The organism is Bacteroides sp. 14(A), assembly GCF_000526555.1.
Taxonomy (GTDB): domain Bacteria; phylum Bacteroidota; class Bacteroidia; order Bacteroidales; family Bacteroidaceae; genus Bacteroides; species Bacteroides cellulosilyticus.
In genome coordinates, this window is the sequence record NZ_JAGH01000002.1 from 2,665,407 (window position 1) to 2,689,746 (window position 24,340).

Genomic DNA, 24,340 nt, shown 5'->3' on the forward strand with positions numbered 1-24,340 from the left:
TAATAAACTTATGAAATTACAGAATATAGTATATGTATTGACGGTGGGAGGTGCGCTGTTAACCTCTTGCAGCGATTTTCTTGATACGGAATCTCCCTCGGTACAAAGTAGTACTGTTACTTTTGAGAATGAAGGTATGACGCGTTCGGCTATTATGGGAGTTTACTCCGAATTAGCAGGTACGTATGTTTATGGACAGAAAATGTCGGTTAACTGGCAAGGTGTTTCTGATATTGAATTGGCTAGTGGTTATGCTACTGACCCATCTAAAGACCTGACAAGTGATACAGGGGCGGCCAATTATTATTGTGACTGGTACAACAAGACCCTGCAATGGGGATACATTTTTAAAATGGCAGAATTGGCCAGTACCGCTGTGGATGGCATTCGTGCTTCAGCGCTTTATAAAAGTGGTAATGCGGCGATGAAGCGTTATTTGGGTGAGGCTTTAACATTGCGTTCATTGTCTTATTTTGAATTGGTTAGGCGTTGGGGAGATATTCCTTTTAAGGAAGGTATGTCTAACTCGGATCTTTCCAATGTATATATGGGAAAGATTAATCGTGATAGTATTTATTCAAGTATTGTTCGTGACATGCAGGAGGCAGTTAACTATTTGCCTTGGGTAGGAGAAAATTCTGATTATAATTGCGAACGCGTGAATAAAGGATTTGCCAAGGGATTATTGGCTCGTATTGCTCTTTTTGCAGGAGGATGGTCTGTTCGTGACGGTAATCAGTTTCCTGATGATTCTAATGTAGAACACTATCCTAATGTTGAAGGAAATCCCGGTATGGAGGAAGTAGGAGGTTATTATGTTGGTAGACCTAAGAATTGGCGTGATTATTATGAAATAGCCGAGCAGCAATGTGCTGAAATTATTGGTGCTCCGGAGAATCCTCATCAATTGGATCCTGATTATGGACATATCTGGAAAACAGTTTGTGGCTTGAATTATAACGAATATAATGAGAATCTTTTTGAAGTAGCTAATGGAGTAGGGTATAGTGGTGACATCGGTACATTGATGGGACGTGCAATGGACGGTGGAATCGGGTATGGCAGCCGTGGTTTCGGTGGTTCTTATGTATGTTCAAATGCTTATTATTTCTATTCATTTTCTCCGACTGATACTCGTCGTGATTATGCTTGTTACTGGCCTCAGTATAAGAAAGATTCAGATGCGAAGAGAAATCGTGAGGTGATGCAGACTGATATAATGAACGTGAAATTGGGTAAATGGGGCTTCTTCTGGACTTCTAATGCATATCGTTCTATAGCACAAACAGCTACGGCTCGTACTCCGACCGGTATTAACTGGATTGTGATGCGTTATTCAGACGTCTTACTGATGTTTGCTGAAGCTCGTTATATGTTGGGTAAAGGAATTGATTCAAATAGTGAAATAGCTAATATCAGTGCCCGCAACGCATTGGAACAAGTTCGTACGAGAGCTTTCGGTGCCGGTTCTGAAGAAGTGAATAAATATGATGCTGATTTCTTTGAGGCCATTGTTAACGAACGTGCCTGGGAACTGGGTGGTGAAGGTATCCGTAAATTGGATTTAGTCCGTTGGGGATTACTAGATTCTAAAATAGAGGATATGAAAAAGGCGATGCTTTATTTGCTGGACGGTACTCATACCATACAAATCTTCGATAAAACGTATGAACCAACTGATTTCCCGGTGAAAGTGTACTATAGATATGATAAGGAAGGTGAATTCATAGATTTGTCTTCAGCCAATTTCTATCGTAACCTGGCCGATAATCCCGATACGGAAGTTTATTCAGAAGCGAATTGGTTCCCCCGTTCTTATTGGAATTTGGCCGAAGGTAAAGAAAGTTCTTTAGTTGATAATTCAGTAAAGATATTGTCTTGTGCCACTGGTTTGCGTAAATCTTATGATTATACGGAATTGCTGGGTACTTTGAAGTATGGCGAGTTGATTCAGGCTAAGTTGAATCTGATAGATATAGGTAATGAGATCTGTAATTATCGTCATTTCCATTCTATCTATTATGATGATATCTATAAGTCAAAAGGGTATTTGAAGAACTCTTATGGATATGATAAGCAAAAATAAAAAGTTAACTTATTAAAGAATGAATATATGAAACTTAGAAATATATATTATATCTTATTGGGAGTTCTGGCATTTTCTGCCGTTGCTTGCCAGGAGGATGCCAATGACTGGGGGATAGAACCAGGGCATGACCGGTTATTCCGTACTACTGAATTTAAAGTGGCTGATAATACATCTCCTACTTCTATAATGTTAAGTTACAGAGGTATAACGGATGCTTCAAAGTATATCTTTGAATTTAGTAAAGGAGATAGTCTGGAATTTACAAATATTGTGAAGACTGTGGAAATTCTGGCAGACACCTTGACACCGTATCGTCAGGAAACTACTGCGGTTAAAACGGAATATCGTACATTGTTCACAGACTTGGATGGAACCAGCCGTTATTCGGTACGTGTAAAAGCGGTAGATGGAAAAACAGGTAAAGAGTCCGGTTATGTGGGACTTTTCTTTGAAACTCCGGATGAGCAGATATTTACGGAGGTTGTTCCTTCTACTTCCGGTGCTGTCTTGAAGTGGAAAGCCGATAAGACCGCTACTCATATTCGCCATGCCGAATTGAAGTTTACGGTGGAAGGAGAAGGGGAAGAACAGACTGTTTTGATTGATACAGTATGGGTAGAACCCGCTCACGAATTAACTGCAACTGAAAAACAGGCAGGAACTTATTCCATTAAAGACTTGAAGGCAGGAACTAATTATCTGGCATATATCCTGAATGGCGATGTGCTTAGAGGTAAATATAGATTTTTGACACTGGGCTCTTCTGTAGGAGAAACAATAGACGTACAATCAGGAGATGATATTAATGCTTTGTTAGCTTCTGCCCCGGTAGGACCGGTAACTCTGGCTTTCAAAGGTGGAGAAAGCTATACGTTTGGTGAGATCACTGTGCCGACAAATGTGAAGGCTCTTTATTTGGCAGGTAATGTGATTAACGGTCAGCTGCCTCAATTGACGGCTACCAAAATGACATTTACTGCTCCGCTGGGAACTGTGAAATGGCAGAATATCGATTTGATAAGTGACGGACAATCTCAATTCTTCATTGAAATAGGTAATACGAATTGCTTCAGTACTATAGCCTTTGAGGGATGTCATATCAGTGAAATTCCACGTAGCCTTGTGCGTTTGAACAATGGTGATGTAGAAATAAGTGGTATTACAATCAGTAATTGTATTGTGAAGAATGTAGCATTGAGCGGCTATGGCCTGTTCAATTTCGGTAAAGCTAAATCCCTGAAGAAACTCGTTATTGAAAACTCTACGCTTTGTGAGATTGGTGATCAGTTGATGGATGTTCGTTTTGTTATTGATGAAATAAAAATGAATAAATGTATCTTCTGTAATTATACAATTGGTATGCCGAAGGTATTCCGTTTGGATAAGCAACCGAAGTCTATTGCTGTGACAAGTACTGTCTTTACCGGAACGAATGGTGGCAGCAAGATTAATTCCGGAAATGGAGATTATTCTGGCTATCTGGATTTCTCCGGTTGCTACTTGACCTCTGACTTCCAAGTGGACTCTAGGCCGTTCACGAATGCCAAGTCTTTGTCTATGACATCTCTGGAATTGTTCGTAGATCCGATGAATGGGGATTTCCATTACAAACCGGAATTGAAATTTGAGGGTGAGGGCAAAGCCGGTGACCCGAGATGGTGGATACAATAGGTAAGATTCCATATAGGAAAGATTGTTAATGATGGAGGGAGGTTGTTCATATGAACAACCTCCTTTTGTGTTTAATCTGCTCTGAGAAACTTTTCGAATTTTGAGATAGTGCACTTATAATACCTGAATTTCCCCCATAATACCTAATTTTCCCGGGTATATTTGCATAAAATGATTAACAATAACTCTATAAAAGTAACAGACTATGAAACGATGGATTTTGATTGGTATGGTTGTAGCTTCCGGTATGACTATACAGGCACAAAACAAATTGCCCGAAAAGTTTCCTTACCAGGATACAAGTTTAACTGCAGAAGAACGGGCGGATGATTTGCTCAAAAGATTGACTTTGGAGGAAAAGGCTTCATTGATGATGAACGGTTCTCCGGCTATTCCCCGATTATCGATCAAAGCGTATGGTTGGTGGAATGAAGCACTTCACGGTCTCGCGCGTACAGGATTGGCTACAGTGTTTCCACAGGCTATCGGTATGGGAGCATCATTTGATGATAGTTTGTTGTATGAAGTCTTTACGGCAGTATCTGATGAAGCAAGAGCAAAGAGCCGGAGATTGGATAGTAAAGGAAATCTTACACGTTATCAGGCACTTACAGTGTGGACTCCTAATGTGAATATTTTCCGTGATCCGCGTTGGGGGCGTGGACAGGAGACGTATGGAGAAGATCCCTATTTGACCAGCCGTTTGGGAGTTGCAGTAGTCAATGGTTTGCAGGGACCCGATACAGCACGATACAATAAACTTCACGCTTGTGCAAAACATTATGCTGTACACTCGGGACCGGAGTGGAATCGGCATAGTTTTAATGCTGAGAATATTTCTCCACGAGATTTATGGGAAACTTATCTTCCCGCCTTTAAAACCTTAGTTCAGGAAGCTAAAGTGAAAGAAGTGATGTGTGCTTATAACCGTTTTGAAGGTGAACCATGTTGTGGAAGTAATCGTTTGCTGACTCAGATTTTGCGTGATGAATGGGGCTTCGACGGAGTCGTTGTTTCAGATTGTGGGGCAGTATCGGATTTCTGGCAAAAAAGAAAGCATGAGACGCATCCTGATGCTGCCAGTGCTTCGGCAGATGCTGTTTTAAATGGCACGGATGTTGAGTGTGGAAATAGCTATAAATCCTTACCGGATGCAGTAAAGGCTGGACTTATTACTGAAAATCAGATAGATATTTCAGTGAAACGTTTGTTGAAAGCTCGTTTTGAGTTGGGAGAAATGGACGAGAATGTCTGGACAGGGATTTCTTCGGATGTTGTGGACTCACCCAAACATCGTCAGTTGGCATTGCAGATGGCGCGTGAAACCATGACATTGTTGCAAAATAATAATAATATACTTCCATTGAGTAAACAGGCAAAAATAGCATTAATAGGTCCTAATGCAAATGATTCGGTTATGCAATGGGGGAATTATAATGGGCTACCTTCGCATACCATTACTTTGCTTGAAGGTATGCAGCGTTATCTGCCAACTTCTAATCTTATTTATGAGCCGGTTTGCGGACACACGGATAGTACTTTGTTCATTAGCTTATTCAACAAATGTTCTACTTCGGAAGGAAACGGTTTTCATTCAACATATTGGAATAATAATACCTTTACAGGGGAGGCTGTTACGGAAGTTCAGCAATCCACCCCATTCTTATTTAATACTAATGGGGCTGCTCCTTTTGCACCGGGAGTTATTTTAAGAGGATTTTCTGCTGAATATCGTTCTGTATTTCATCCGGAAAAAACAGAAGACGTTGTTTTTCGTATTCAGATGCGAGGCGCCTATGAACTTTATATTAATGGTAAACTGGTTAAGGAAGACGAAGGAGCTGTGAAGCAAATGACTTCCATTTATACGTTGAAGGCAGAATCGGGAAAGTCTTATGATATTTTATTAAAGTATCGTCATTTTGACAAAACGGCAAATCTTAGCTTTGATATGGGAGTAAATGCTCAGATAGATGTGAAAGGATTGTTGGAGCGTATCAAAGATGTAGATGTAGTTATCTTTGCGGGTGGTATCTCTCCGGCACTGGAAGGAGAAGAAATGCCTGTTGATGCAGCTGGTTTCAGGGGAGGAGATCGCACCGAAATCGAGTTGCCGGCTGTACAGCGACGTGTTGTTGAGGCTTTGAAAACTGCAGGAAAACGGATTGTGTTTGTTAATTTCTCCGGTGCAGCTATAGCTTTGGAGCCGGAAAGTCAGAATTGTGAGGCTATCCTGCAAGCATGGTATCCTGGGCAAGCTGGTGGCCAGGCTGTTGCCGAAGTTTTGTTCGGCGATTACAATCCGGCTGGAAAATTACCATTGACATTCTATCGTAATCTGGCTCAAATTCCGGATTTTGAGGATTATAATATGACCGGAAGGACCTACAGGTACATGAAAGAGACTCCTTTGTTCCCATTTGGTCATGGACTTAGTTATACTACATTCAAATATGGAAAGTTAAAAATGAATGATGATAAAATTGCTGCCGGTCAAAATCTGAACCTGGTGATTCCTGTAACTAATACAGGGAGTCGGGATGGAGATGAAGTGGTACAGGTTTATCTCAAAAAAATGGATGATACAGAGGGACCGGTTAAAACGTTGCGTGCTTTTAAGCGTGTGCGTATTCCGGCAGGAAAGACGGTTGAGGTTAAATTTTCTTTGGATGATACCCAGTTGGAATGGTGGGATGAACAGAGCAATACAATGAGAGTTTGCCCGGGAAATTATACTGTTATGATAGGAGGTACTTCCTGTGAGAAGAGTTTATTATCACGGGCATTTACCATTCGGTAAAATTATGAGGAGATGATAGCTGAAATATTCAACTATCATCTCTTTTATTTTCTTTGTATTCCGAAGGCGTCATTCCCATTTGTCTTTTGAAACACTTTCCGAAATATTTAGGATCGTTGAAGCCTGTCATGTAAGCCACTTGTGAAAAGTTATATTCTCCGCTGTCTATTAATTGTACGGCACGTTTAATCCTAATTTCGCGTATGAAGTCCACGGGAGACAGACCGATGATGGATTTTAGTTTCTGATAGAAGACAGAACGTCCTAAATTCAGTAACTGGGCAAATTCGTCGACTGTAAGTTCCGAGTTTTCCATTTGCTCTTCCATTACTTGCATCACTTGCTGCATGAACTGCTCATCGTATGAAATGATCTGAGGTTGCGAGGGGGTCAGTTTCTCTTCCAGAGTGGTTTCCTGGGTATTGTTTAATTTTTCCGACCATGCTTTCCAGTAGATTTCCTGCAATTCTTTACGCTGGTGAAGCAAAGACTTGATACGGATTTTTAGATACGTTGCACTGAAGGGCTTGGTGATATAATCGTCTATCCCTTGTTCCAGTCCTGATATGCGATCATCCAGCGATGATTTGGCAGAAAGCAGAATGATAGGTATGTGACATATTTCTCTGTTTTCCTTAATATTCTTTACCATATCAAGGCCATCCATAGCAGGCATCATAATGTCACTGATAATCAGATCGGGAATATATTCCCGGGCTTGGTCCAATCCTTCTTGTCCATTGGTGGCGGTGAGTACCCGATAACTTTCTGACAAGATATCTGATAAGAAGTTTCTTAGCTCTACGTTATCTTCGACAATTAAGATGGATACAGGGTCTTCTTCATTCGATATCTGATTTGGTTCTTTGGCTGTCTCTGAAGGAGTAATGTCGGCCATTGAAGCTATTTCAACCATGGGTCTTATTTCATTTTTCTTTTCAGCGGGGACTGAATTTCCGTCATTCAGTATAAACTCTGTATTTTCTCTTCCCTCATAAACTTTTTGATTCATTGGTAATATAACGGTAAACTCGCTGCCTACACCGGGTTGACTTTTTACTTCAATGTTGCCACAATGTAGTTCTATCAGTTCTTTGACAAGTGATAGTCCTATGCCTGACGAGGGCTGCAATATGTTGAATTTTACCAATGTTTCAAAGCGTTGGAAAAGTGTTTGCTGTTTTTGAAGATCGATACCAATGCCTTCGTCTTTTATGGAAACAATTAATCTGCTACTTTCCACATTGGCAATGACGGTAATAGACTTATTGGCCGGAGTGTATTTGAATGCATTGGATAGCAAATTAAAAATGATTTTTTCAAACTTATCCTGATCGATCCAGGTTTCTATAGCTTCCTGGTTTGTTTCCAATTGGTAATTGATATTCTTTTCTTCAGCAATAAGGCGGAAGTTATCCATTACTTTTTGTAATAGGCTGAGGACATCTGTCTTTTCCAGCAGCACTTTCATTTTTTTATTCTCTATTTTCCGGAAATCCAATATCTGGTTTACTAAGTGCAACATACGCTCCGTATTCTTGTGCACCAGGGTTAAATGTTTACGGGCATTGGTTGTGAGAGTTTCGTGTTCCAGAATTTCGCTAACCGGACTGGCTATGAGTGTTAACGGAGTACGTAATTCATGCGAAATATCGGTGAAAAAGCGCAATTTGATATTTGCCAGTTGTTGTTCAATATTTATCTGATGACGTAACCGGTATATGTAGAGAATGATATAGACGATAGTTGCTGTGGATAACACGAATAATACGACATACAGAATCCATGCCCAGTATGTCTCCCAAAAGGTTGGAAGTACAGTTATAGGCAGGATACGTGCTTTTTCCATCCATACTCCGTCGCTGTTGGTAGAACGTATTTGCAATTCATATTCTCCCGGAGGAAGGTTGATATAGCTGGCTGAACGGCTGTTATCCACTTCATTCCATTTTTCTTCCAATCCTTTCAGACGGTAAGCATAGCTGATTGATTCAGGCGCTACATAATCCAAAGCTGCAAATTGGAAAGTAACATTGCGTTCGGATGGTTTCAGCCTTAGTTCTTCCAGATCATTGATATCTAAATCCTGGGAGGTTCCTTGTATTTTAAATCCGGTGAATACAATGGGAGGGGCATAATTACTTTTCTGAAGATGTTCAGGACTAATTTTGAGTATTCCGATATCTGTTCCTAATAGCAATTGATTATTTTCCAGCACAGGAGCCGCTTCTGTAAAGTAAAGCTCTTGTTGCATGTACTTTTTATCATAATATTCAAATGTTTCCTTTTCCGGATTGAAACGGGTAAGTGCATTTTCCGAAATTACCCATAAACTTCCTTCTTTATCTTCTATCATAGACTGGACGAGGTCGGATGGTAAGCCATCTTTTGTCGTATAAGGTTTAAATTCGATGTGTTCACTTAAAAGATTTTCAGAAAGGACTTTATTGATTCCTCCGGTAAATGTAAGGATGTAAGTTGTATTTCTGCTATCTGTGTAAACATAGGTCACATTATTACTGCTAAGACTGGAAACTGTATTGGGACTGCGGAGATTACGGTAGAAATTGATTTCTTCCGGTTGTTTAAATTCATTGGAGAAGGTTAGTAACCCTTCTGTGGTACAGACAAGAATCGCCTGATTGACCTCGGTGATATAGCGGACTTTGGAGAAATGTTCTTTGGGATATCCTTTCAGTTGGTTATCGCTATGTATGAAGCGGATTTCCCCTTCAGGTGTCTTTTCCAGTAAATTCAGTCCTCCACCATGACAACCTATCCAGATACGTTTTTGATGATCCTGATAGATGCTATAGATACTATTATGGCTCAGGCTATACGGGTTGTCTTCCTGATGAGTAAATTGACGTATTTGAAAATGATCATTACCGGTTCTTTCTAATTGGAAAAGCCCATCCAACTTACTTCCCATCCAAATAACTCCATTTTCATCTTCCATAAAGCAGTAGATGTTTTTTTGGAAAGAAATAGGTTGTGAACTGATGGTTCCTGCGGGAGTCAGATATCCTTTTAAACTTCCATCCGGCTGATAAATTCGTACATATCCTTTTTTGCTGGCTGTCCAAAGCTCATCTTTTTCATCTATCAAGAAAGCGCGCGTTTCAAAGCTGGCATCTATGGCTTGTAGTGAACATGCGTAGGTAGAAAATGAGATTTTTGTAACGTCCCAGTGATTACATATCCAGAGATTTCCCTGCTGATCTAAAAAAGAATTCAGAATGACGGGATTGAATTTTGTATCAGGATTATTATAATCAGTATAATAGGGCTTCAGTTGTTTGTTCTTTCGATCATAATAGGAGAAGCCACCTCTATGTGGAACCATCCACAATGTTCCTTGCTTATCTTCGAATATCAGGTCGCGACTTAATCGTTCGGCTTTTGGCAGATCCTCTTTGGGAGTAATATAATGTTGTTTCTCTTCTGTCTCTAAGTTATAACGCACTACTCCGGGCATTTCGGAGTATAACCATAATTCGCCGAAACTGTCTCTGAATACGGATAAAACTTCGGTAGAGGGATTGGTAGGAGTGCGGGGATCTATTAATCTGTATCTTTGATTTTCCGCAAAGTAAATATAGAGTCCATTATTTGTGCACAGTCCTATGCTATCTTTTCCCAGTCTACTGATAGAATTGATAGCATTGGAGGTTGAAAAGGGCATTTCATGAAACTGAAGTTGCTGTGTCTGGGGTAGATATATCACTAACTGGTTGTTGGCAGATACTAGATATATATTGCCATTATCTTCTTTGATATTCTTGAATGGAATATCAGATTCTATTTTCTTTTTGCCAATGATTGAAATTCCTTTGTTGGTTAATATCCATTCGTCCCCATCGCTATCTTGAAAAATAGTGATTATTTGATCCCCTTTCAGGTTCTTCTCTTCGATATTATATAAGGTTATTCCTTCTCCTTCCTGAGCCTTGTACGCTTGTTCGTCAATACGGAATGCTCCACGATCACATACGATCCAACTGACGCCTTTGGGTAATGTATAGACGTTCTGTACAGCGTAGGTCTGCTGTTTTTCGTTTTCATAAGGGCGTAAGATATCTATGAATTTTTCCCGGCGGCTGTCGAATAGATAGATTCGTAAGTCATAAGTCTGACACCAGATGTCACAGGTTTGTGTCTGTGTGATTTTGGCTAAACGATTATTGGTTAAAGTACATCCGTCTCCCGGAAATGCTTTATAGTTTTTGAAAGTGTATCCATCGAATTTATTTAAGCCATTCCAAGTGGAAAACCAGATAAACCCTTTTGAATCTTGCAGGATATTGGTGACAGACCTTTGTGCCAATCCGTTGTAAGCGGAGAAACGTTGAATTTGGCAAATCGGTTGTGCAATGGCTACACAGGGGATAAAAAGACAAATCAATATTAAATAATTGATTTGTAGTATAATGCACTTTTTCATAGTATTGACTAATTTGTAACTGCTTTGCAAAGATATAAATTATCTGTTTTACTACTATGTATTCTGATAGTAAATGTAGGTGGATTTTTCAGCACTTCGGTAAAGGAAGCATGGATGTGTAATTATTATATAGCCATGTGGAATATTTGTTTCCTTAGGTGTATTATCGGGCTTGTGACTACCCAGAAAGCTGTTTTTAAACATTGTGAACATTCGTTTCCACCTATTGCGATAATTTTTCCCCCCTTAATTAAATACCTTTTCGGACTTTTGTATCAGAAAATCTAAGTGATATTTTTATTTGAAAATAAAAGCTATACTATGGATATGAAAAATACATCGGTTAATGCTGGGGAAGATTTTTACTATTATATAAAAAGAGAATATGCCTATTATTAACTATTATAAATTAATATTCTTATGAAAAACAAAATTTTAAACTTTTTGGGGGTAAAACAAGTATGTTGTTATGTTCTATCTTTGGCTTGTTTTATATTTTGGGGATGTTCTAATGAACTTCTTCAGAATGAGGTAGATACTACTATAGAGAGAGCTAATACTCGTACAGAAGTATTGGATATTGTTACTATTGGAGGTGTACAATATGAAGTTTACGATTATTTGAGCTTTGAAACTACTGTTGGATGTGTCTATGCTACTACTACATCGCATTTGGAAATTAAAATAAGCTATCCTACTGTAAACTTAAGAGGATTACTGGTTAATAAGGAATGGAAAGACTATTATGATTACAATTTTACCGGTACTAATATATATGACTGGTGTGTTCCTATTGAGTCTATAGTGGAGGATCAGTTATATATAGATGATAAAATATATGTGCCAATTGATGGCTCTGATACTTATTTATATCTGAATATAGCGGCAAACTGCCCTTATTCTTGGAGCGGAAATAAAGAGCGCATTTGGATTAGGTATTATTTTACACATAAGGATTATAATTATAGATATCTAATGTTAGAAAACAGTGAGGACGATCCACAACATTACAAGGCCTGTCTTGCTGTACCATTTAACTCTAGTGATATCTATGGGCATATAAGTATAGGGGATGTTCGAATTTCAGACAGCTATGGAAATTGGGGACCTATGTATTTAGATTATTGAAAAAAAGAAAAATAATTTTATTGTTTAACCAAATATTCTATTATGAAACTAAATTTTAGGAGTATGAAAAGCAAATTAATCCTTTTGCTGGCACTACTTTCGTTCGTGCCGATTGGAGCGTTTGCTCAATCTGTTACTGTGAAAGGTACTGTACTCGATGGAACGGGTGAAACGGTTATCGGTGCCACGGTAGTGGAAAAAGGTAATAGTTCCAATGGCGTTACTACTAATTTGGATGGTCAGTTTACATTGACCCTTCCTAAAGGAAAGAAATTAGTGGTTTCTTATGTTGGTATGGAAACCCAGGAAGTGGATGCCGTTGTCGGAAAAGATCTGAAAATTGTATTGAAAGATGATTCACAGGCACTTGAGGAAGTGGTTGTTATCGGTTACGGTGGCAGTAAGGCAAGAAAGGATTTAACAGGTTCTGTTGGTTCTATTTCGGGTGCTAAACTGGCTGCTGTTCCTGTTACCTCGGCCGCTGTTGCTTTACAGGGTAAGATTGCTGGTGTACAGGTTACTACGGTAGATGGTGCCCCGGGGGCAGATATTAACATCCGCGTCAGAGGAGGTACATCAGTAACTCAAAGTAACGATCCGCTTTACATCGTCGATGGTTTCCAAACGGATAATATTAATGATATTCCGCCTTCGGATATTGCTTCAATCGATGTTTTGAAGGATGCCTCTCTAACTGCCATTTATGGGGCGAAGGGTGGTAATGGTGTGGTTATCGTAACTACAAAGTCGGCTAAGGAAGGTAAGGTACAGGTAAGTCTGAATGCGCAAATGTCTGTGAGTAAGTTGGCTAAGAAATTGGATTTGATGAACTCTTATGACTTTGTGGATTATCAGTATGACTTTGCATCTGCAGGTGGTAATCGCAGTACGGAAGCTAAATTCTTCCGTGCCAATTTTGGTAATCCGCAAGATCTTGATATTTATCGCCGTGCTACTACACATGACTGGCAGGATGAAGTGATGGGGGAAACTCCGTTGAATTATTCTACCAATGTAAACATTGGAGGAGGTTCGGATAAATATCGTTTCAATATTTCGTTGACACAGTCGGAGGATAAAGGTATTATCATGGGGTCGGGTGTGCGTCGTACTAATTTAAATGTTAAGTTGTATACTCAGTTGACTAAAAAATTGTCATTGCAATTGAATCCAAAAGTTTCTTATCGCCGTGATACTGGTGCCGGTGGTGATAAAATTGGTAGTGGCGGTATTATAGATGTGTTGCGTTATCGTCCAACAAATGGGTTACGTGAATTTGCTTTTTGGGATCCTGCTACTGTGGACCCGGATGATGAAGCAATCTTTGAATATACTAACCCGAAGAATGATATTAAGGAGAATACATTGAAGAAGCATTCTTATTCCTATACTAATCAGTTGGCCTTGGAATGGAAACCTATTGATGGGTTGGTATTACGTACAGAAGCTGTACATGCTATGTCCTTCACTGATGAAAATCGTTTTTATGGTGCTATGACAGATGATGGACAGAAGCAGAACAAACTTCCGATTGCTTCTATTAAGGACAAACGTACTGAAAAATATACATGGACGAACACAGCTTCTTATGGATTTGATATTAGTAAATTGCATAACTTTTCGTTCTTGTTGGGGCAGGAAATTCAAACTAAACAAACGAAAGAAACTTTTATGAAGAATCGTTATTTCCCACGTTACATTACAGCGGATAAAGCTTTGAATAACATGAATCTTGGAAGGCCTTGGGAAAATACTACTTCACTTTCCACTCCAGAGCGTACTGCTTCTTTCTTTGGTCAGGCCAATTATAACTACGATCATAAATATTTGGTGTCTGTTACAATGCGTGCTGATGGCTCTACGAAGTTTGCTCCTGGTGAGCAATGGGGCTATTTCCCTGCTGTTTCTGGGGCGTGGGTATTGTCTCGTGAAGGCTTTTTGGAAAATAATGAGATTATCAGCAATCTGAAACTTCGTGCAGCTATCGGTTTGGCAGGCAATAATCGTATTGATGATGACATGTGGCGTTACCTTTATACTGTGAATTCAACTTCTGGTCCTGCTTTCGGTGAAGCTACAGAGAATGGTGAACAGTGGTATGGTATAGGCGATGGAAAAACTTATCCTAATACAAAAATTAAATGGGAAACTACATTGACGCGTAATGTTGCTTTCGATCTTGGTTTGTTCAATGACCGATTGACTATTACACCCGAATTTTATTGGAATACGACGAAGGATCTGTTGTATACTTCGGACGTTCCTACTGTATCAGGTTATACCAAGCAGATGCGTAACATTGGTCAGGTGACAAATAAAGGTTTGGAATTGAGTATTAGCGGTGATATCCTTCGTGGAAAAGATTATGTGTTGAGCGGAAACTTCACATTTGGTTTGAATAAGATGGTGGTTGATAAATTGAATGACACGGATGATGTGATTTGGGATCAGAACGATCGTTGGAAATCCAGCTATAATGATTATTGTCTACGGGTAGGCGATCAGTTGGGGCTGATTTATGGTTTCGTTTATGACGGGATTTACAGCATAGATGAATTTAACTTTGATCCGAATCAGAATTTCTTGGCAATACCTAAAGAGGGTACTGTAATCAATACGGTATTCAGCAATAGTACTTCCGGTGAACCCACGTTGCCTGGTAAAATTAAGTTTAAAGATTTGAATAACGATGGTGTGATTGATGAAAACGACCGTACTGTGATAGGTAACACCAATCCAAAATTTCAAGGTGGTTTCGGATTTAACGGGCAGTGGAAGAATCTGGACTTCACTATTAACTTCAACTATATGTATGACTTTGATGTGAACAATGCAACTGCTTATCAGCTGTCATCAGCGGAAGGTAATAATAAAAAGTTCTATAATGTACTGTCCAAGTTCAAAGACAGTTGGCATTACTTCAATCCGGTTGATGGTGACAACTACTATAAAAACTATTGGGTGGATAACACTGTAGATGTTTATAGGGCTGCTAATGCCAATGTGACTTTATGGAACCCGACTGATGTAACAAATAAGGTGACACATTCCTATTTTATAGAAGATGGTTCATTCTTGCGTTGTCAGGATATTACTATCGGCTACACATTGCCTTCTCAACTTACTAAAAAGTGGGGTATGTCCAAAGTCCGTTTTTATGCGAGTGCTTCTAACTTGTTCATCATTACCGGTTATTCCGGCTATGACCCTGAAGTGGATGTGCAGACCGGCTTGACTTGTGGCATGGACTACAATCGGTATCCTCGTAGCCGTAGTTTTGTATTGGGGACTAATATAACTTTCTAATTAATAAAAAGGATAGAAATATGAAATATAAATATATTCTGATGACTGGCCTACTTGTCATGGGACTTTCTTCATGTAATGATTTCCTTGAAGTGGAAGCTCCTTCGAAATACGATAATGAGTATGTCTTCAATGACAAGACCGAGATAAACCGTGCATTGAATGGTGTATATGCTCAATTGTTGAGCGGTGACATGTATGGTAGTGCTTACCTGAGTACTTTCTGTCTGAATAGTGATGTGGATATGGCTGTGTATACCAGTGATGTTGCTACCACTAATAGTTATCGTCGTTTTGACTGTACACCTATGGGAGGTGATATTGAAAAAATTTGGAATGCTGCTTATAAAGGAGTGGAGTATGCCAATAATTTTATCTATCAATTGGAAAACAGTGAATTGTATGGCAGCGGTGATGAGGAACTGTATCAGATGATGGGTGAGGCTAAAGTAATTCGCGCCATGTTCTATCATGACCTAGTTGTGATGTTCGGTGATATACCTTTCTCTTTGGCACCAGTTTCTGGGACTGATGACAGTAGTACTTTGTTGCTTCCTGTCACCGATCGTGATGAAGTACATGAGGCCTTGATTGAAGATTTGAAATCAATCGCTCCTAAAATGAAGTTTGCTAATGAATTGAGCGAAGGTATAGAACGTGTTTCAAAGGAGTTCTGTTGGTCAATGATTTCCCGTATGGCATTGACGCGTGGTGGTTACTCATTGCGTCCAGACATGGCTAATGCAAAGAGTTATGGTAAAATGGAACGTCCGACTGATTATAAGGATTATTATGAAATCGTTCGTCAGTATTGTGACTCTGTGATATCTTCGGGTAAACATATTTTAAATCTTTCTTATCGTCAGGTCTTTATTGATGAGTGTAATTACAAGGTGAACAACAGTGATGATCCCATCTTTGAAATACCATTTGGTAAAAATTCCACAGGTAGTATTGGTTATATTCAAGGACCATCGAGCGATTTGTATGAAGGTAATACAAGTGGTACCAATCTTTGGGGAGAATGTAAGGGGAATGCTCGTCTCAATGCCCTTTATCGTTTCCTTTTTGATGAAGATGACCTGCGCAGAGACTATGTGAATGGTATGTGGTATTATCAATATGATGGTAAACCTGTGTTACGTAACGACCGTACGGTGCATAATAATAAGTGGTCTAAATTATGGTCCACTACCAGTTTGGGTACCAATAGTCAGGGAAATACTGGTATTAATTATCCCTATATGCGTTATGCAGACGTGCTGTTAATGTATGCTGAGGCTGTGAATGAAATAGAGAATGGTGTGACTGGTATAAATGGGGCGAAGGCAATAGAGGCTTTACGTCAAGTGCGTAGCCGTGCGTTCACGGACGCTGGTAAGGTTGAAAGCTATCTGAATAAGGTGTCTGCTGACAAGAATACTTTCTTGAAAGCAGTGTTGGATGAGCGTAAGTTCGAATTTGCTGGTGAAAACATGCGTTGGAAAGATTTGGTACGTAATAATATGTATGCTGAAGAAGTCTATTATTCTTTCATGCGTTATTATGGTGTAGCTACGAATGCTGAATCAACGATGGATATGGCGGATATTGCTTTACATGACGGTAAGGATGCTGAATTTTGGGAAAATATACCTTATAGCATTTTTTACAAGGATGATAAGGGTGGTGTGACCAATCCTAATGATATTAATTTGTACCCTAATACAGGTATGAATGTACTTGAATTTTATAAGAACACCCTTTATGATAAAAAAGATAATCCGAACAATACTGGTGAAGAGGGTTGGACGAAAGGTGACTTGTTCGGTTGGTGGAATGGAGAAGAAGGTATGCCTGAGGATAGAATGCTCTATTCATTCTATGGTTATGTTCGTGGAGACGCTCGTGGCAATATTTATGTGATTCGTGATGGAGTTACTGAAACTCCGTCAGTGAAGAATCTGCCTCCCGTACGTTACATTATTCCGTTTCCGAATTCTGCTATCCAGCGTAGTGCGGGTATTTACAAAAATTATTATGGCTATTAATAATTAATCTTAGATTGAATTATGAAGAATAAATTTTTATATACTTTATTAGCTCTTCTGCCCATTTTTTTATATTCTTGTAAGGACGATGAGGTGATAACCAATGAAGATGGTACTATTCCTGACAGAGAGTTTATGACTATGTTCCGCAAAGACCATAATACGGGTAAGGGGGATGACGAACCTTATGCATGTAAGGTGGTAGATTTAAATGATATTCAACTTTATTGGTATGGCGTGAAAGACTGCGCTGGCTATCAGATCAGAATGGCATTGCAGGCCAACGTGTCTTCTGGTTTGGCTGAAGACTGGGATAATCCGGCTCATTTGCTGATGGATACCATTGTAGGACCAGATGTACTGGATTTGCTGGTTAAAGATTTGGAATACAGTACAAGTTATCGGTTTGCTATTCGTACACTTTCTCCGAAAGGTGAAGGCTATCATTCCAAATGGTATGGGTATGGAGATGGTCGCCATTGGGCTGATTGGTTTGGGTTGGATACAGATTTGCGTTATAATACTCCTGATTTAGTGGTGATTGGTAATATTACAAAGACTTCTTTTCGTTTGAATTTGGATCTTTCGTATGCTACTTCTGGTGATCCAGGTGATTATAAACAACATTTTGAAGTAGATGAGGATGGAAATTTTGTGGTACATATTATTTCTGTACTACCTTCGCCCACCAATCCAAGTGCTCAGGTTCCTGATAAATGGAAAAAATACGAAGTTACTGCAGAAGATAAGGCCAAAGGCTATATTGACATTGATGGATTGGATATGAACAGTGTATATGTTGTAAATGCTGAGAATAAGAACATCCCTATTCACGTAGATGCTGTGTATAATACATGTACGGTGCGTACAGATGGTGAGCCCGGTGAACCTATTTTCCTTGAACATTCGGTAAATCCAGATGATACAATCCCGGGTGCTGTAAAGTATCAGGCTATGTGTCTGGATAAGATTTTGGAAGATTATACTGCGGATAATACTTTAACAGAAGGTACAATTTTTGAGTTAGAGGGTGGAAAAATTTATTATTTTGCTAACAATCCGAGTCTTTGTAAGGGTATGACAATGCGTACGCGTCAGAGTGATTTGGATGCTGGTAAAGGTAACGCTAAGATATATTTGAATGGTATGTCTAAGAATCCGGATGGTTCTGGTGTCTCTTGCAATTTTATGTTTGGTCGTCAACCGCAATCGGGTGAGAGTGATGCGCCTATTAATGTAAAATCTGTAATTTTTGAAGATATTGATTTTGATAGTCCGGAAGCTACTAATTATGGTGACGGAAAAGCTACTGGCAATTATTTTGCTAATATGTATTCCAATGGTATGGCAGTAACATTCAATTCTTTTGAGGTCAGAAGGTGTACATTCCAACACATGGTTCGTGGTTTTATTCGTGTACAAGGTACTAAGCGCAAGGTCTTTGAAAAAATATTAGTGGAAGATTGCTTATTCTACAATAACGGTTATTATGATAATAATGGTGCTGGTTATGCTTGGATTGCTGGTGATGGTAAAGACCCCAAGAGTAACATTTTTAAAGATATGATTTTCCGTGGTAATACGTTTTATGATTCGCCACGTACGGCTTTGTTCTCAGACAATAATAAAACTTTGGCATGGCCTCCAAGTGTTCAGTATAAGATAACTTTGGAGAACAATACCTTTGTGAACTTTAGTACACGTTCTTCTGGACGTTATATCTTTAGTTTACGTTATTTGCCAGGTGGTAGCCAAATTGTTGTGAAGAAGAATCTCTTTATCCAGACTAAAGCTGTAGATGATGATCGTAATCTTAACTTTAATGGTATGGATATCCGTTCGCTTGAAGGTACAGGCCCGAAAGAAATCACATTTGATATTGCAGACAATTATGCTGTAACTTGTGAAGAAAGCAAGCGGAAGGATGACGGTATTTTTACAGGTGGTGCATTCAGTGCCAAAAAGAATAGTGCTGGTGCATTCCTAGACTATTTACCAGGTGTCATCAATGGTGCCGAACAGTTGACAGTGAAAGTTGGGTCTACTCCGCTTGCTCCAACTGATTTGATGGTTGATCCGAATCCACCTTATAAGAATGGTGACAAGGATATGCATGAAACAACTACGGAGAAATTAATGAATGGTTTGAGATTCAAGAATACTGATCAGGTTCGTAATCATGAAATCTATAAGTTGGGTATTGGCGATCCACGTTGGAGACAATGAAATTATAACGTGTCGTTAATGAGACCGTGAGGTTTTGTTAGACATTCTTTGCAGGAAGGGCGTTCCATTCGGAGGAACGCCCTTTATGCATATAGCAACTAATGAAGTTGGTATTCTCTTATTTCTCTTTAGGCGTAAACTCAGAGGGGCTTACTCCGTATTTTTTCTTGAAACACTTGCTAAAGTATTTGGGATCATTAAAGCCTGTCATATAGGCTATTGTAGAGACGTTGTATTCTCCTGTTTCCATTAATTGTTTGGCACGTTTTATACGCATCTCACGGACGAAATCAATAGGTGAAAGCCCGACAATACTTTTCAGTTTCTGGTAGAACACTGTACGACCCATACCCAGTTCTTGGGCAAATTCATCAATCGTTAGTTTCGAATTATCCATTTGATTATGCATTATTTCCATTACTCGTTTCATGAATAATTCATCAAACGGAACAATTTGTGGTTTTTCCGGTTCTACCTCAACAAGGAGAGTAGGGGTAGGAGCTTCTTTTTTCTGATCCAACCATTGTTCAAGATAAAGTTCCTGTAACTGTTTGCGTTGATGTAACAGTGATTTAATGCGTGTTTTCAGATAGGTAGAACTGAATGGTTTGGTGATGTAATCGTCAATTCCTTGTTCCAATCCAGAAATACGGTCGTCTAAAGAGGATTTAGCAGAAAGAAGTATAATGGGAATATGACAAACATCTCGATGAGCTTTGATAGCTTTCACCATATCTAGACCATCCATAACAGGCATCATTACGTCACTGATGATAAAATCCGGTACATATTGTAGAGCCTGCTCCAGTCCTTCTTGCCCATTCGTTGCCTCAAAGACTTTATAGGTTCCGGAAAGGATATCGTTCAGGAAGTTTCTCAATTCAGTATTATCTTCTACGACTAACACAGAGATAGGATACTGATCCGTATTATTGTCGGTGTCTTTTGTCTTCTCCTGCAGAATATTATTTTTCTCTGATGTTTTGGAAATGATTTTATGCTTATCGTGTTTTGGGTTATGAGCAGACGGAATATCATTCAGGATAAACTCTGTATTTTCTTTTCCTTCATAAACCTTCTGGTCAAGCGGCAATGTAACAATGAACTCACTACCTATTCCGACTTCAGTATTCACTTGAATATTACCTTGATGTAATTCGATCAGTTCTTTTACTAAGGATAGCCCGATTCCGGAAGATGGTTGCAGAATATTGTTATTTACCAATGTCTCAAAACGTTGGAATAGAGACTGTTGCTTCTTTGAGTCAATGCCGATACCTTCGTCGGTAACGGAAATCATGACTTTATCTTTTGTCGTATGGGCATATACTGTAATTGATTTATTGACAGGTGTGTATTTGAATGCATTAGACAATAAATTAAAGATAATCTTTTCAACTTTATCCTGATCTATCCAGCAATGTATTGACTCTTTATCTGTTTGCAGGCGGAAATTAATACTTTTTTCTTCGGCTATGAGACGGAAATTATCCATCACTTTCTGCAATAGTTCTACAATATCTGTTTTCTCCAGCAATAGCTTCATCTTTTTGTTTTCTATTTTGCGGAAATCGAGTATCTGGTTGACCAGTCTCAACATGCGCTCTGTATTATTGTGAACTACTGTCAGAAGTTTACGGGCACTGGGAGTGAGAGGTTCATGTTCAAGAACTTCACCTACAGGGCTGGTAATCAGAGTTAAAGGTGTGCGTAATTCATGAGAGATATCCGTGAAGAACCTCAACTTTATATTTGCCAGTTGTTGCTCCATATAAATCTGATGACGTAGTTTATAGATATACAATATGATATAGACTATAGTAGCTGTAAATAAGATGAATAAGATAATATAAACTAATACAGCCCAGTATGTTTCCCAGAATGTGGGGATTACGATGACAGAAAGCTTTCGCACATTATCTGTCCATACACCGTCACTATTAGTGGAGCGTATCTGTAGTTCATAATTTCCCGGAGGAAGATTGATATAACTGGCCGTGCGGCTATTTTCTACTTCATTCCATTTTTCTTCTAGTCCTTTCAACCGATAGGCGTAGCTGATGGAAGACGGATTAATATAGTCTAATGCTGCAAACTGGAAAGATACGTTTCGCTCGTCAGGTTTTAATTTTAATTCTTCCAGGTCGTCAAGATCCAGTTGCTGCTGAACTCCTTGTATTTTTAAACTAGTGAATACAATAGGAGGAGTATAGGAACTTTTGCTGAAAGCTGCTGGATTAATCTTTAAAATTCCTGCATCTGTACCTAAAATCAACTGATTCCGTATTATAGCGGGTGAGGCTTCACTGAAATATATTTCTTTCTGCAAATGCTTTTCATTATAATGTTCGAAAGTTCCGTTCTCTGGATCAAATTTGGCTAATGTATTTTCTGATATGACCCATAGATTTTTCTGTTGATCTTCAATCATGGATAAAACCAGATCCGACACTAAACCATTTCGTTTGGTGTAGGTCTTGAATTGAATCTGATCGGTTAACAAATTATTTGAAATAATCTGATTGATGCCTCCGGTGAATGTGAGTACATACGAATTTTGACGGCTGTCTGTATAAATATAAATCACGTCATTGCTACTAAGACTGGATGCTAAATCCGGTATGCGCACATTGGTATAAAACTTAATCTCTTCCGGACGTTCAAAATTGCAGGAGAAAGTAATCAGCCCTTCGGTTGTGCCGACTAAAAGGGTATTATTCACTTCCTTGATGACACGTACTTTATTAAATTTATCTTTTGAATAATCTTTTAGTAAATTACCGTTATGCAGGAAGCGGATTTCTCCATCTGCCGTTTCTTGAAGTAGGTTAATACCTCCGCCATGAGTGGCTATCCACATCCGTTTTTTAGAATCTTGATATATGCAATAAACACTATTATTACTTAAACTATAGGGGTCTTCTTCCTTATGTACATAGTTTCTTATTTGGAAGCTTCCGTCTTTTTTAGGACTTAATCGGATGATACCATCCCATTTACTACCCATCCATATGTTTCCCTGTTCGTCTTCTGTGAAACAATAAATGTTTTTGGAGAATGAAATGGCTTTTGTACTGATAGTTCCTTCCGGTGTCAGGTAGCCTTTAAGAGTTTTGTCCGGATTAAAAATCCGGATGACTCCTTTTTTATTTGCAACCCATAGATTTTGTTGCTTATCGACCATGATTGCGCGGGTTTCATGTCCGGAGTCAAAAGTAGTCAATTGATTGGCATTGGGAAAGAATGAAATTTTATCCATCCAGAAATTGTTGGCATACCAAAAGTTTTTTGATTATCCACATAGAAGTTTAGGATAACAGGAGTGAATTTAGATTCCGGTTTACTGTAATCGGTGTAATAGGGCTTTAGTTCTTTATCTTCTCGGTCATAATAGCTTAGACACCCCAGGTGAGGCACAACCCATAAAGTTCCTTGATTATCTTCGAATATAACGTCACGGCTTCTAAGTTCAGCCTTGGGCATATTTTGTGTAGGGGTTTCATAGTGCTGTTGCTCGTTAGTCAAGGGATCGTACCGTACAATTCCACGCTGTTCTTTTGAGAATAGCCATAATTCATTATGGCTGTCCTCAAATATTCTCATGACGTTAAAATGCATTTCTACATTCCTGAATTGGTTGTTTTGTGCGAAGAAGAGTATGATGCCATTGCTGGTACCTATTCCAATAGTATCTTTTCCCAAGCTTAGTATACAGTTGAGTCGCGAATAATTAAAAGGTATTTCTTTATATTGAATTTGTCCATTTTGCTGATTATAGATTGCTAAACGTTTGCTTGATATCAGGTACATTTTCTCATTGTTTTCACAGAAATTTGTGAAATGAGTTTTATCGGATATTGTTTTTTGTCCAACTATACAGACACTTTTATTAGTGAAAATCCATTCATCTCCTGCAGCATCTTGCTCAACTCTTGAAACCGTCCTACCGGGTAGATTGCCGATTTCTAGAGTGTAATGTGTTATGGCATCTTCGTCTTCATTTTCTAATTTTCGTTCGTCTACCCGAAAAGCTCCGTGATCGCATGCAATCCAACTGACTCCTTTAGGTAAGGCATAGATTTTACGTACTATATAAGTTTCCCCACTTTTTTGCTCAAAAGGTTGGAGAATATCGATGAATTTTTCCTGATGACTGTCGAATAGATAAACTCTGGCATCATAAGTCTGACACCAGATGTTATTTTGTTGGTCGGGTACAATTCTTAATATACGGTTACTTGTTAGTGTACATCCATCTCCGGGATATGCCTTATAATTCTTGAAGGTATAACCGTCATATCTGTTTAAACCATTCCAAGTAGAAAACCAGATAAATCCCTTGGAGTCTTGTACAATATCTGAAACGGTTCTTTGTGCCAATCCGTTATATATAGAGAAGTGTCGGATCTGACAGCTTGGTTGTGCGAGGAGCATGGTTGGGATTAGTAGTACCAAGCAGATTAATAAGTGGGAATTTGTTGTGTTATACTTTCTCATGTGCTATTAATTAATATTGCGACATGCAAAGATATAAAAAAAAAGTGAATTGCTTAATCTTCTTTAAAATAGATGTTCTAAAAGTTCTTTTTTATAAAATGAAGTAATATATTTGTGATATCAAAATGATATCAACTTAATCTATCAGT

At 38.8% G+C, this 24,340-nt stretch carries 8 protein-coding genes and 1 pseudogene; 7 read left to right on the forward strand and 2 right to left on the reverse strand.

Annotated features, from left to right (window positions below; translation table 11 throughout):
• Positions 1-10: 10 nt before the first annotated feature.
• From K429_RS0117590 to xyl3A, 3 genes are all read left to right on the forward strand, one after another.
• Positions 11-2,086, forward strand: coding sequence for a RagB/SusD family nutrient uptake outer membrane protein (locus tag K429_RS0117590; protein WP_007212527.1), 2,076 nt, complete (start codon positions 11-13; stop codon positions 2,084-2,086).
• A gap of 27 nt (positions 2,087-2,113) precedes the next feature.
• Positions 2,114-3,760, forward strand: a complete 1,647-nt coding sequence (locus K429_RS0117595) for a DUF5123 domain-containing protein (protein ID WP_007212528.1) — start codon at positions 2,114-2,116, stop codon at positions 3,758-3,760.
• A 205-nt stretch (positions 3,761-3,965) separates the two neighbouring features.
• Positions 3,966-6,560 (forward strand): xylan 1,4-beta-xylosidase, encoded by a 2,595-nt coding sequence (xyl3A, locus tag K429_RS0117600; protein WP_026367756.1) that lies wholly within the window; start codon positions 3,966-3,968, stop codon positions 6,558-6,560.
• Between the two features lie 28 nt (positions 6,561-6,588).
• Here the strand turns inward: xyl3A and K429_RS0117605 are convergent, their stop codons facing one another.
• Positions 6,589-11,004, reverse strand: a complete 4,416-nt coding sequence (locus K429_RS0117605; protein ID WP_026367757.1) for a two-component regulator propeller domain-containing protein — start codon at positions 11,002-11,004, stop codon at positions 6,589-6,591.
• Between the two features lie 420 nt (positions 11,005-11,424).
• On the opposite strand from K429_RS0117605, the gene K429_RS0117610 reads away from it, so the two are divergent.
• The 4 genes from K429_RS0117610 (at position 11,425) to K429_RS0117625 (ending at position 19,694) form a co-directional block, all read left to right on the forward strand.
• Positions 11,425-12,132, forward strand: a complete 708-nt coding sequence (locus tag K429_RS0117610) for a hypothetical protein (protein ID WP_007212532.1) — start codon at positions 11,425-11,427, stop codon at positions 12,130-12,132.
• Between the two features lie 63 nt (positions 12,133-12,195).
• Complete coding sequence (locus K429_RS0117615; RefSeq protein ID WP_229097817.1) at positions 12,196-15,438, forward strand: TonB-dependent receptor; 3,243 nt, start codon at positions 12,196-12,198, stop codon at positions 15,436-15,438.
• Between the two features lie 20 nt (positions 15,439-15,458).
• Entirely contained in the window at positions 15,459-17,468 is a 2,010-nt protein-coding gene (locus K429_RS0117620) for a RagB/SusD family nutrient uptake outer membrane protein (RefSeq protein WP_007212534.1), read from the forward strand.
• 21 nt (positions 17,469-17,489) lie between these two features.
• Positions 17,490-19,694: a hypothetical protein gene (locus K429_RS0117625; protein WP_007212535.1), complete on the forward strand. Its 2,205-nt coding sequence runs from the start codon at positions 17,490-17,492 to the stop codon at positions 19,692-19,694.
• A 118-nt stretch (positions 19,695-19,812) separates the two neighbouring features.
• Here the strand turns inward: K429_RS0117625 and K429_RS28895 are convergent.
• Positions 19,813-24,191: pseudogene (locus K429_RS28895) on the reverse strand (two-component regulator propeller domain-containing protein).
• Positions 24,192-24,340: the final 149 nt, after the last annotated feature.